The organism is Dysosmobacter sp. Phy (assembly GCF_054476235.1).
In genome coordinates this window covers 1590043-1602350 of sequence record NZ_CM136997.1, presented here as the reverse complement: position 1 = coordinate 1602350, position 12308 = coordinate 1590043, and the positions used below count along the sequence as shown (strand labels likewise).

Below are 12308 nucleotides of genomic sequence, written 5' to 3'. Positions count from 1 at the left end.
TCAAACGGCAAGTCTTTTGCCACAATTATTCATAAAAATCCGGAGAAAACTTATACTGCTTTGCAGACTCGTCATCATGAGGAAATATCAGTTTTGCCTGATACTGTTTTTCAATACGGTACAATTTTTTGATTGAATCATAGAATCCCAGCGTGTCATAAATGATTCCTGGCAATTTTGCCGGTGGGCCATAATTAATAGTAGAATACGCCGCATCGCTGGGGAACAGATAATTTCCACTTTCAAGTTCCAGGAGCATACCCATAACACCGGGGGTATGCCCTCCCAACATAATCAAATGCATCCCCGGCAAGAATTCACAGTCCTCTTCCAGAAGGTGGTATTCCAGGCCAGGAATATCCATAATACTGCGAAAATAGGCAGAGTCCGAGGTCGCCTCATCATCCCTGAGATGTGTTTCTACCAATGCATACTCGAATTCCTTTCTGGACACATAGATATTCTTCCCCGCTCTGGTATTGCTAAAGAACTTCAGCCCATGTGCATGATCCCAGTGAAGATGAGACAAGACAATCATTGAAATGTCATCCACTGTCAGCCCCAACTCCGCCAAACGCCTGTCAATAAAGCAGTCACGGGTAGCTTCCATCGGGAAATACTCACTGTGAATTGGAGAACGCCCCCCTGCCTCATCTCCCGGAAAGGTCCCCACATCGTAGAGAATATATCCAGCGTCAGGATGATAGATTAACGTCATCAAAAAGGGAACCCGCCAAAACTCTGCCGGAGGGTTAGGATTTGATTTCGTGCCAGGGTGCGGCAAGGCAACATGCCAGGCCTTATCATTGTAGCCGCATCCGTTATCCATAATCCAGAATTTAAGTCCTTTCATAATATCGCCCTTTCCCAATGAACTAGATCCTAAAGAACACCCTTTTGCTGAAGTTACGCTTGTGTGGGTTGACAAATATTTTGCCAACCCACACAAAAAGCCGATTGTTAAAATAGCAGATCCTGCAGCGCTCTCAGTCTATTGATAAAGGCCCCTTCTTCCAGTTCAACCATGTCGTAGGTAATCAGATCTCCGCATTTTACATCCTGCAGCAACTTGGCCTTGGGGGAAACCAGGCCAAGGGGCAGCGCCCGGCTCTTGACCGCATCCTCATGCTTCATCATCCAGCCGCGGACAGTATAACCGCCGCCGCCATCCAGATGAGATCCTGCCTTCAAATCAGTCTTGGCCATACAGCAAGTCTCAGAAACAAAGCCATCCATGGGCACAATGGTAGGCTTGTTTTCCAATACCGCCATGGCCACACTGTGCAAAGTCTCCAGACTAGTCAGATGATACGGTCTCCACAGAATATAGTTGGGACCATCACCCTGGCTCAGATATTTCAGTTCTGCACGGACCTCTGGGTTGTCTACAGTATAGGTCACGAACACCCCCGGCGCCATGCCGTTGATATATTCAACAACCCCATACTGGTTTAAAATCCCGCCCTCTTCTTTCAGTCTGAGAAGATCCAGAAAGGGCTTGACCCGCTCAGGGGTATAGACATCCGCCGTGCCTCCATGGCAGCCAGGCACATCCGGCACGAGGCCAGTGGCATTGGAGATGCAGGTCAGTTCCACCATCGTCTTTGTATTGTCTTTGAAGGAACAAAGCATCTTGGGATTCATGCCGCGGCGGAGCGCTTCTTCGCGGACCGTGTCAGGGGTACAGGTAAAATCAAGCACATTGTTGGGGCTTTTGCCTGCAGATAGGACACGATAGCCGGAAGCAATCGCAAAATCATAAAGGCCCTTGACAACACCCGGTTCATCACCGGCGGAGACAGTATACACAACGCCGCACTTCTTCGCCAATTTATTGAGAATCGGTCCCACAACAACATCGGTTTCCACCGTCAGAAGGACTACATGCTTGTGGTTCATAATGGAATCATACGCAACCCGGGCAGCAACATTGGGCACACCCGTGATGTCCACGATCGCGTCCACTTTATCCATGGCGACTCCAATGGAAAAATCTTCCGTTACAACGGTTTTGCCTTGTGCCAAAATATCATTGGCCTCAGAGAGGGTATTTGTGATACGAAAATCATCGTCACTCATACCAGAGGACTTCAACGCCTTAACCGCCACTTCTGTATTCAAATCCGCCACTACGCCGATTTTCATGCCTTTGATCAGGGAAGCTTGGCAGATCATACCGCGTCCCATTTGCCCGGCGCCTATCACACCAACAATAATTGGACGGCCGTCTTCCTCTCGTTTTGCGAGTTTGTCATTAATGCCATACATTTCCCATCAACCCTTTCAATAAAATATAGAATCAGCTTATTCAAACTGATATCTTTCCGTTGATCAGCCTCGGCATAGAGGCTTGCGCTCCCATGCCTCCTACAGTGAGCCCCGCCGCCCTGCTTGCAAAAACGCAGGCATCCAAGTCATCCATATGGTTTATTTTGCAATATGCAAAAGCACCGATATAAGAGTCTCCTGCCCCCGTAGTATCCACAACGTCTTTAATTTTTTGCGGCTGTATCCAGTGCTGATCACCTGACTGATCACCCAGAAGGCTTCCATTGGCCCCCAGAGTAATGATCAAACTTCCACGGATCATCTCCAGCAAAATCGGTGCTGCACTTTTAGCAGTCTCCAAGTCTGAAACTTTAACGCCGGAATAGTAAGAGGCCTCTGTCTCATTTACAATGAAATAATCCACCTTGCACAAGGCTTCTTTGGAAATGCTTGCGGCCGGAGCCGCATTTAATATGATCGGAACCCCAGCGGCGAATGCAGCTTCAATGATCCTCTCATTTGTTTCCTGCGGGATCTCCATCTGCAGAAGGACTATCTGTGCATCACGGATATACTCGCTGATTGCAGACAAATACGCAGTATCCGCCATGGCGTTTGCCCCTGAAGAAATCGAGGCGTAAACTGTTCCGTCCTCAAGAGTATGGATGATACCCATCCCGGTCTGCACAGCACATCTTTGAACGAGCGACGTATCAACGCCAAAGGCATTCATATCCTGAAGAATCTGCTCTCCCATGGGATCGGGGCCAATTAGACCCGCCATGCGGACCGGAAGGCCAAGCTTTGCACACTGGACTGCCTGATTGGCGCCTTTTCCTCCCCCCGCACAGCGAACACCGTCAACAACATAGGTCTCTCCCGCCCGGGGAAGCCTCTTTTGGCAAAGAATGATATCGTAGTTGATGCTGCCAATCACAAGTGCGTAGTCTCCCAAAGGAACCTCCTCCTGTTCTTGTGTGTTTTGGGCACCAGAGCAGCCATAATCAAGCGTGTTTCTGCCTCATCATGGAAAGCTGATTTCTCGCGGTTTCAAAATATGCCGCAATCACAATGATCGCACCGGTCGCCACCCGCTGCCAGTATGGGTCAACGCTGACTACCACCAAACCAGTTTTCAGGGTCTGCAGCAATATAGCTCCGATCAGCGTAGCAACCACATTGCCCTTGCCTCCGGCAAGGCTTGTTCCTCCGATAGCCGCAGCGGCAATGGCATACATCTCATATCCATCACCTGCGGACGGCTCTGCCGAGCCAAGGCGCGCAATCATTACCAGGCCCGCCAGCGCTCCGCCCATACCGGATATGCCGTAAGCCAAAATCTTATAAAGATCAACATTCACGCCGGAGAGCTTCGTGGCGCTCTCATTGTTTCCCAGAGCATAGGTGTAGAGGCCAAATTTGGTCTTTCGCAGCAGAATATGGCAAATGGCCATAAAAATGACCATCATGACCAATGCGGACGGAAGCCAGCCGAACAGATCCCCATCAACCAGATCCCGGAAATTTTCCGGAATATTCATGATTGGCCAGCCACCAGTGTAGATATATGTCAGTCCGCGAAGGGCGCTGCATGTACCAAGGGTCGCAATAAACGGCTGAAGTTTGAGTTTTGCAATCAAAATCCCATTCAGGCAGCCCATAGAAAATCCTAAAACCATGCCAACCAGGACTGCCACCAGGGGGGCCATTCCGTTGACCAGCCACTGCCCGACCAGCACGGCGGTCATACCCAAGATCGCGCCAATGGACAAATCAATGCCGCCGGTCAAAATCGCCAGAGTAATTCCAACTGCCAAAAGGCCATTGATCGTCGTCTGGTCTAAAATGTTGATCAGGTTTCGAGGGGTAAAAAAGCTGGAATTGATCAATGTGAAGATAACACCCATCAAAACAATTGCTACGACAAGCGTTACCTCTCTGCTTGCGCCTTTTAATAACTTTTTCATTGATGTTTTATCCTCCCATTGAGTATTGCAAAAGCAGTTCTTCCGTCAGTTGGTCGCGGTTGAGATAAGCGGTCATTTTTCCTTCGTTCATTACAACCACATGATCGCTCATCCCTATAATCTCTGTCAGCTCCGACGAAACCATTATGATGGATTTCCCATGCTGAACAAGGTCTTCCATAACTGCATATATTTCAGCCTTTGCACCCACGTCGATTCCCTTTGTCGGTTCATCAAAAATAATAATATCCGCATCCGCTGTCATCCATTTTGCCAAGATTACCTTTTGCTGATTACCTCCGCTGAGGGACGATGTGATAAATTCAGGGTCAGGTGGAGAGATCTGAAGCAAATTAATATATTTGATGCAGTTCTCCTTTGCCTTTCGCCAATCTATAAACAAACCGCCTTTTAAAAAGTTTTTAACTGATGCGATCGCGATATTATCCTTATTAGTAGTGTCCTGAATAAAGCCATGTGCCTTTCGATTTTCTGGCAGCAATGCAATTCCATTCTTAAGGGAGTGACTGGGGGAATCGTTATGGATGACTTTGCCGTTTTTCTTAATGGTACCGGAAACATATGGATCCGCACCGAACAATGCCATCATAACATCCGTACGCTTGGCTCCGACGAGCCCGGAAAAACCCAGGATCTCCCCCCGGTGCAGTTCAAAACTGATATCTTCAAACACCCTCGGCCGCGTCAGGTGCTCTACCTGTAGAACAACCTCCTCTGTCGCGCGCAGAGGCTTGTGACGCTTTGCATAGGCTGAAACATCCCGGCCCACCATATTTCGGATCAATTCGTCTTTTGTAATTTTATTCACGTCATAGGTACCGATATAATGGCCATCCCGCATGACACTCGCTCGGTCACATATCTGGAAAATCTCATCCATACGGTGGCTAACATAAAGAATGGTTTTTCCTTGCTTCTTTAGGTCTCGGATAATATCAAAAAGCCGATCTGTCTCTCGCTGTGACAAAGACGCCGTCGGTTCATCAAAGGATATGATCCGAGCGTTGTGATAAAGCGCTTTTGTAATTTGGATCATTTGCAAATCGGCCGCGCTTAGATCTTCAACCCTCGCAGTACTTGTGAAATTGCAGCCCAGACGGTCCAAAAGTTCATCCGTCTTTTTGAACATCTGCTTTCGGTTAATAAATCCCATTTTTGCAATTTCATAGCCAAGCGCAATATTTTCACCGGCCAGAAGCCCCGATACGACATTTACCTCCTGATGCACTTTCGCGATGCCAAAGCGCAGGGCATCATAGGGAGTCTTGAATTGGACAAGCTCGTCCTCAATAATGACCCGTCCCTGATAGTCGCTGTAAATACCATGCAAAATATTGAGCAGCGTCGATTTTCCGGCGCCGTTTTCTCCTAGCAGCGCGTGAATTTCTCCAGATTTGATTTCAAAGTCGACACTATGCAGAACCGTGCTGATCCCAAACTGTTTTGTGATATTTTCAAATCTCAGCATGAGGCATTCACCCCTTCTTTCGCGTGCCTTTTAATAACGTTCCGACGAGTTTTACTCGTCGGAACGTTAAACGGGAATCCCTTTAGAGCCCTATTGCAATGATTATTCAAATACCGGCTCCGTCCAATTAATCAACTCTGCAGGATCCATGTCACAATTCGTCGCATCGATCAAAACCTCGGGTGTTCTAATGACCGTGGGCAGCTGCTGCCCGGCCTGAATGCGCAGCAACGCCTCAAATGCAAACTGAGCCATATAGCGGGGGAAAGAGTCCACTGTTGCAGTCAATTCACCGGCACGGATCTTCTCATAGGCCTCACTAGTGCCGTCCACACCAATTACCATAATATCGCGGCCAGACTCTTTTACCGCTTCAATAACACCCAGCGCCATCGTGTCATTGTTGCAGAAAATTGCATCCAAGTCATCGTGTTTATTGATCCAGGTTTCAGCCAAATCCTTCGCAAGGGCACGGTCCCAGTCTGCGTTCTGCTTTTCAGCGATCTCAATGTTGGGGAATTTCTCCGCTATAGTTTCCTCAAAACCAGCCGTGCGCTGACGGGCAGCATAGGCCTTGGGCATACCCATAACAATGGCAACCTTGCCTTCACCGCCCAGCTTTTCGCCCAGGTAATCGGCAGCCATTTGACCGGGCTCTTTGCCGAAGGGGAGCACGAAATGCTCCGCATTGGGGATAATGCCATCATTCACGCTCAAAACAGGGATGTTCTCCTTCATAGCATCTTCAACTCCCGGGGTAAGACAGGAGTCGGAAATCGGAGAGAGCATCAGGCCATCGTAGCCCTTGTTAATCATGTCATACACAATGGAGAGCTGGCCCTCTTCGTCCTCTTCGCTGGAAGCAGAGCGAACATCAATCGTAATATCAATGCCCTGATCGTTGAGCTTCTGGCCAAATTCCTCATAGCCCTCCTTCAGCGTTCTCCAGAACTCGTTTTCGAAAGCCTTAGCCACACCGCCAATCACCAGCGGTTCGGTCGGGAGCGGAATCGCGCCAAACTGTTCACGCATCTCGGCCGCAGTGATACCTTCCGCATCGTCCGGGCTGAAGCTTGTGTCCTGCTGAGAAGTGTCCTCGGTCTGCTGACCGCCGTCTTCTACCGTGCTGCTGTCCGTAGGCTCATCGCCCGTCTGGCCGCTTTCGCCTCCGCTGCCACATCCTACCAGGGACAAAAGCATTACCAACACAAGAGCCAGTACTAATCTTTTCTTCATTTCTTCTGTTCCTTTCATATTTTTTTATATTCTCGCTTTTTCATTTACATGAAAAAGCGAAAATACCTCACGCCGCTCTGTCAATTCTCTTATAACTCCCGGATCAAAGTTTCCAATGTATGCGCGGCATTGTTGTTCTCTATTGCCGCCGCGATCTGCTCCATTCCAATCCTGTCGAGCAATTCCTCCATTTTTCTGCACATGGACAAATTGGCTCGGGTCTCATCAATATCTGCCTCTCGTTTGGGAAAGGTATCAAAGTAAATAATGCCGTCAAATTGGTACTTACGCAGATAGTAAAAAACCTCCAGTGTTTGAAAAAAGTTTGCCGCGCCAACCATCAGCCCATCATCTCCGGAGCCTTCCCCATCATTCAAATGGACACTGAAAAGTTTATTCTTCTCCAGCAGCATAGCGGTAACAAAGCCGGGTGATTCTTTTTTCATCAGAGCATGGCAAAAATCCAATGTAACACCCAGGTTTTCTGCACCCACATCCCTGATGAGGTTCCAGGTAGCACTATAGCTGTCCAACAACGTATGAACACGCTCTTCGTACGGCTTGTACTCGATACTGATTGGAAGATCTGTATACGCACATACCTCCCGGAAAGCAAAAACCAAGTCGCCCCAAGCCTTCGCATAGTCTATCTGGAAAGAATAATCATAGCCATCGTCTTTCAGCCAGACAATAATGTGATTTCCCTCAAGAAAACGACACGCATCAGCCGCCTGTTTGGTCAACTCGATCGCATCCCGTCGAATTGCTGAGTCCTTGTTCGTAAAATCTCCGTGGATATACTTGTCTCTAAAACGGGTGGCAACCGCATTCAGCCGAAGTCCCCTTTCGAAAAGCATACGCCGGATCTCTTCCAAGGAGTGGTCTTTAAAGTGTTCTGGATAGTTGAGATCAACATAATTGATACCGTTTTCTCTCAACTGAGCAATTTTATCCAGGGCAGCACAGAGATTTTTTTCCGTCCTTAAAAATGAATTGATCCTTACCGCATATTTCGTTACCACTTCAGTCTCCTTTACTTGCTGGCACGCTGGCCTACGATATTTCTCCAAAGCTGTTTATACGGATTGCTTTTACTGAACTCCTTTGGGGGCCAATGCCACGAATGGCTATGACCATATGCCATTGTTCTGCCCGCTCCACGCTCCATCACCGTGATAATAGGATTCCGGTATTTCGCACAACTATAGTGTCTTCCTTGTCCCACGCACGGTTAGAGTCAAATACCGGAAGTAAAAATGTGGTTGTGTTGCAGTCGCAAGTCTAGTAATAGTTAAGCTTATTTTTCCATCGGTTTTTCCGCGTTTTTCTAAAATCCGATTAGGGCAGACCCCTTGGTCCATGATAAAACGAGATTTCCTCCGGCTCCGGAGAGCCGCGCGCAAATCAGATGATGCCCTCATAATAATTGCATGAAAGCAGCTCCGCACCTCTAAACAGTTTCAAATGCACATTGCAGCATCCAAATTAACCAGCTTCCTATTCTCACATCCCATCCTTTCTTTCGGTGTCGTTCTTCTTGATCCATATACTTTTCCAATGCAAGTCGTCGCTTCATTGAGAAGTAGTTCCCATCGGATAACACGCGGCTCCATTTTTTCGGCAAGCAAAATCTTCCTGTTTTTTGCCCATTTTTATCCACTTGCAAATTGAAATTTCCGGGAAGCAAATCCGTTCCTTGCATTGAATCATAATTGCGCAATCTCTTTCAGATTATTCGTATACATTTATGAGTTTTTAGCAATTAATATAAGCTAACTTACTGATAATTATATTGTAAAAAATGTAACTTGTCTTCATTGGTATTGTGTGCTATATATATTATATTGCTTTAGATTTTTGCTGTAATGCAGAACAAGTTTTTGCATTCAAGCTGTAAAATTCCGGTTCCTGGAAAGCCGGCTTTTATTATTTACCGGAAGAGAGTGGTTGCAATGGATGAAAAAACGATAGCGGAATATGAAACCAGTGCCATAAAGTATGTACACCTCTTGTCGACTTCAGGCGCACACCAGATTTTTGAAATGGACAACCACGACTTTAATGAGTTCTACATTTTGTTGCAGGGAAATATTGTCTATGAACTTAACGGGTATCAGTACATGCTGCAACCCGGTGATATCCTATCCATCAACAAACATTCTCTGCACCGTCCTATTGTGCTGCCCTCCGTCTGTTATGAACGAATCTACATCCATATCTCTCCTGACTACATCTGTCCCTATATGGTCTCATTTTCTTCTCTCTTCTCTCTGTTTAAATCTGATAGCCGCCCGGCAAGCCATCTCATCAGGTTGGATTCCTCGCAACAATCCATACACGCTTCTGTTTTGTTGGAGCTGGAAAGTGCGATCCACGCGAAAAACGGAAGCACGATTGACAAGCTTATCATGCATTTAATGTTCATTTATAGTCTTTCCTATCTGGACGGCACTAGTGGCCTGCAAAAGGGTGAAAAGATAGACGGACGCTTATTGCCTATTATTGATTACATTGAAAATCACTATACAGACCATATCAAGTTGGACGATCTCTCCAAAGAATTCTTTATTAGCAAATATCATCTTTGCCACACTTTTAAAGAAACCATGGGGTTTACGCTGATCAATTATGTTAATTTCAAGCGCGTCCGCAAAGCAATGGATTTAATCAAAAGCCAGGTGCCTATTGTTGAAGTTTGTTATAGTGTTGGATTTTCAAATTACTCAAACTTTTATAATATATTCAAGAAGTTCGTAGGGATTGGTCCCAACGAGTATGCAAAGTCTCTCTGAGTTCCGTCCGCTTTAACCGCAATATAACAAACTTACTGCGCAAAAAAGATGTTTGCCGTAGTGCTAAAAGCATGTATAGTGAAGCTGTATAAGTTTCGGGCCTTTCAAGATCCGCCTGGGGAAAGGAGTTAATCATGAGCGAAACAAATTCAACTTCCAAGACACGGTTTGAGAGATTAAAAGCCAGATTATTTGATAAGGAATTTTTTACGAAAAAAGAATGGTGGGGGGAGAACACCACCATTCTCGATCAACCGGGCGTTGCGGAAGAGCCCCTGATCGTCCGCAAGGCTTTAGCTGTGGATTATACGTTACAAAATATCCCGGCAGAACTGAAGCCAGACGAGTTGATTGTCGGAGTTGCAAACATGGCAATGGTCGGCTTTGGGCACCTTTTTCCCCACTATGCGACTGATGCGGAACTGGAAGCCGCCAAGGAAATTGGTTTGAATGAACGCTCTGTCTGGGGGCATCATCCTCCGGATTACGAAAAGCTATTGACTAAGGGAGTCCGCGGGATCAGGTGCGAGATTCTTGAAAAAATGACACAAACCGGGGATGAGGAAAAGCTCTCCCTCTACCGGGCCATGTTGATCTGCTTGAATGCCCTCAGCCGCTATGCCGACCGGTATGCCGGGCTCCTTCTTAAAGCTGCCACCGAAGAGACAGATCCTCTTCGGCGAAAAGAATTATTCTCCATGTATCAGGTATGTACCCGTGTGCCGGAAAACCCCGCAACGACTTTCCATGAAGCTTTACAATGCCATTGGTTCACATATGCGGCGTTTCACTCCTGCCTTGAATTTGTTCCCATTGGACGAGCCGATCAATATTTATACGCGTTTTATCAAAAGGACCTTGAGAGCGGACTTATTACCAAGGAATGGGCGGAAGAATTGTGTACCAGTTGGCTTGTAAAATTTAGTGAGCGGGTGCAGATAAACAGCAGCGATTGGGAAGACCATTACTCTTTCGGTGATTTCTCCCTTGGCGGAAAATCTTGGATGTCCTTGGACCGGGAAGCCGGTAGTGGTCCCTCAGACCTGCGGGAGTCTTCTTATACGCTAGCCTCAAACCACTGGTTATCCAATATGATACTGGGCGGCCAGGACTCTGATGGAAATGATGCGACCAATGAACTCACCTTCCTAATCCTTAACTGCTGGGCAAAGCTGGAGGTCGTTTCCCCTGTTCTGTCCGTCCGGCTCCATGACCATGCGCCAAGAAAGCTGTTTACCAGATGCGCGGAGATTTTGGCCGCAGGAAGCGGAGAGCCCGCTCTTTATAATGACGAGCCTATCATACAAGGCCTTGTAAATTTGGGAATTCCTCTTTCAGATGCCCGCAATTATGCCAATGACGGTTGCTGGGAAACATTGATTCCCGGAAAAACTGACCACGCATATTGGCACATTGAGCTTGTTCAGATGTTGGAATACGTACTCTTTCACGGCAAAAGTCTGGTGCGGGGCAAAGTGGAGGCCTCTGATGTTGGTGATCCATGCACCTTCACTTCCATAGAAGATGTCTATGACGCAGTTATGCGTCTTATAAAGGAACACGTAAAAAAAGTTCTTGATAACCGTATTGAATATTATGGATCTCTTTATGGAATCGCTCCTGATCCGCTTCTTTCTGTGTTAATGTCAGATTGTATTCAGCGCGGCAAAGATGTGACTCAAGGGGGAGCAAAGTATACCATTTTTACCCCCATTCTCACAGGTGTTGCCAATTTCTGCGACTCCATGGCCGCTATCAAGCAACTGGTTTTTGAGGAAAAGTCGCTGACCATGGAGCACTTGATCGCCGCACTGAAAAATGATTTTGCCGATGAGGAACCCTTGCGGCAAACATTGTTGAATAGGGTGCCGAAGTTTGGAAATGATAACGATTATGTGGATTCTTTTGCCATACGTATTTTGAAAGACTGCTCCGAGGTCATTAAACAAGCGCAAAAGGACATTCCTTGGATGCTCATGCCCATTGCCATTGGGACCTTTGAAAGTTTCGCTGTGTTCGGCGAAAAGCTCGGAGCATCTGCCGATGGCCGGTATTTTCAAGAAACGCTCAGCTCAAACTATTCTCCCGTATTTGGTATGGATAAAGAAGGTCCCACCGCATCGATTCTCTCTGCCACAAAGCCGAACCTGCTCCCTTATATCAGTGGTTGTCCCCTAGATTTACAAATCAACTCCAATGAGGCCTGCGGCAAAGAGGGTATCGAGCGTCTTGTTGGCTTGATTCAGTCTTTCCGTGCCTTGGGCGGAATTATTCTTACGCTTAACGGTGTCAGTGAAGCAGAAATGCGCGATGCTCAAGTTCATCCAGAAAAGCACAAAAGCCTCCGTGTACGCTTCGGTGGTTTTTCCGGCTATTTTATTGCGCTTCCAAAAAAGCACCAGGACATTTTTATTAACAGAATCAAACACAACATTTGATTTTTTAGACAAACGCATTATAAACTGTCAGTTCGATCGCCTTTGATGTAATGAAAATAATGCCCCGGGCCAAATGGCCCGGGGCGTCCTTCCCCACGCAGGAGTATATGACAGTTTT

9 protein-coding genes are annotated in these 12308 nt (G+C 47.0%); 2 read left to right on the top strand and 7 right to left on the bottom strand.

All coding sequences use genetic code 11. The features are described from left to right. Positions 1–25: 25 nt before the first annotated feature. From ACVDHE_RS07805 to ACVDHE_RS07775, 7 genes are all read right to left on the bottom strand, one after another. On the bottom strand, positions 26–853 hold the full coding sequence (locus tag ACVDHE_RS07805; protein WP_458884225.1) for an N-acyl homoserine lactonase family protein: 828 nt from the start codon (positions 851–853) through the stop codon (positions 26–28). A gap of 107 nt (positions 854–960) precedes the next feature. Then, positions 961–2268 carry an NAD(P)H-dependent oxidoreductase gene (locus ACVDHE_RS07800; protein ID WP_458884224.1) on the bottom strand — a complete coding sequence of 436 codons (1308 nt, stop codon included), beginning with the start codon at positions 2266–2268 and terminating at the stop codon, positions 961–963. Between the two features lie 40 nt (positions 2269–2308). Continuing rightward, positions 2309–3223, bottom strand: coding sequence for a ribokinase (locus ACVDHE_RS07795; RefSeq protein ID WP_458884223.1), 915 nt, complete (start codon positions 3221–3223; stop codon positions 2309–2311). A gap of 49 nt (positions 3224–3272) precedes the next feature. After that, complete coding sequence (locus ACVDHE_RS07790; protein WP_458884222.1) at positions 3273–4235, bottom strand: ABC transporter permease; 963 nt, start codon at positions 4233–4235, stop codon at positions 3273–3275. A 7-nt stretch (positions 4236–4242) separates the two neighbouring features. After that, positions 4243–5724, bottom strand: a complete 1482-nt coding sequence (locus ACVDHE_RS07785) for a sugar ABC transporter ATP-binding protein (RefSeq protein ID WP_458884221.1) — start codon at positions 5722–5724, stop codon at positions 4243–4245. A 102-nt stretch (positions 5725–5826) separates the two neighbouring features. Beyond that, a complete protein-coding gene (locus ACVDHE_RS07780; RefSeq protein ID WP_458884220.1) occupies positions 5827–6978 on the bottom strand; it encodes a sugar ABC transporter substrate-binding protein in 1152 nt (383 codons plus the stop codon). Between the two features lie 71 nt (positions 6979–7049). Beyond that, positions 7050–7982: a sugar phosphate isomerase/epimerase family protein gene (locus ACVDHE_RS07775; RefSeq protein ID WP_458884219.1), complete on the bottom strand. Its 933-nt coding sequence runs from the start codon at positions 7980–7982 to the stop codon at positions 7050–7052. An 843-nt stretch (positions 7983–8825) separates the two neighbouring features. On the opposite strand from ACVDHE_RS07775, the gene ACVDHE_RS07770 reads away from it, so the two are divergent. Further along, positions 8826–9752, top strand: coding sequence for an AraC family transcriptional regulator (locus ACVDHE_RS07770; protein WP_458884218.1), 927 nt, complete (start codon positions 8826–8828; stop codon positions 9750–9752). A gap of 134 nt (positions 9753–9886) precedes the next feature. Next, positions 9887–12190: a pyruvate formate lyase family protein gene (locus tag ACVDHE_RS07765; protein WP_458884217.1), complete on the top strand. Its 2304-nt coding sequence runs from the start codon at positions 9887–9889 to the stop codon at positions 12188–12190. The last annotated feature ends 118 nt before the right edge of the window (positions 12191–12308 follow it).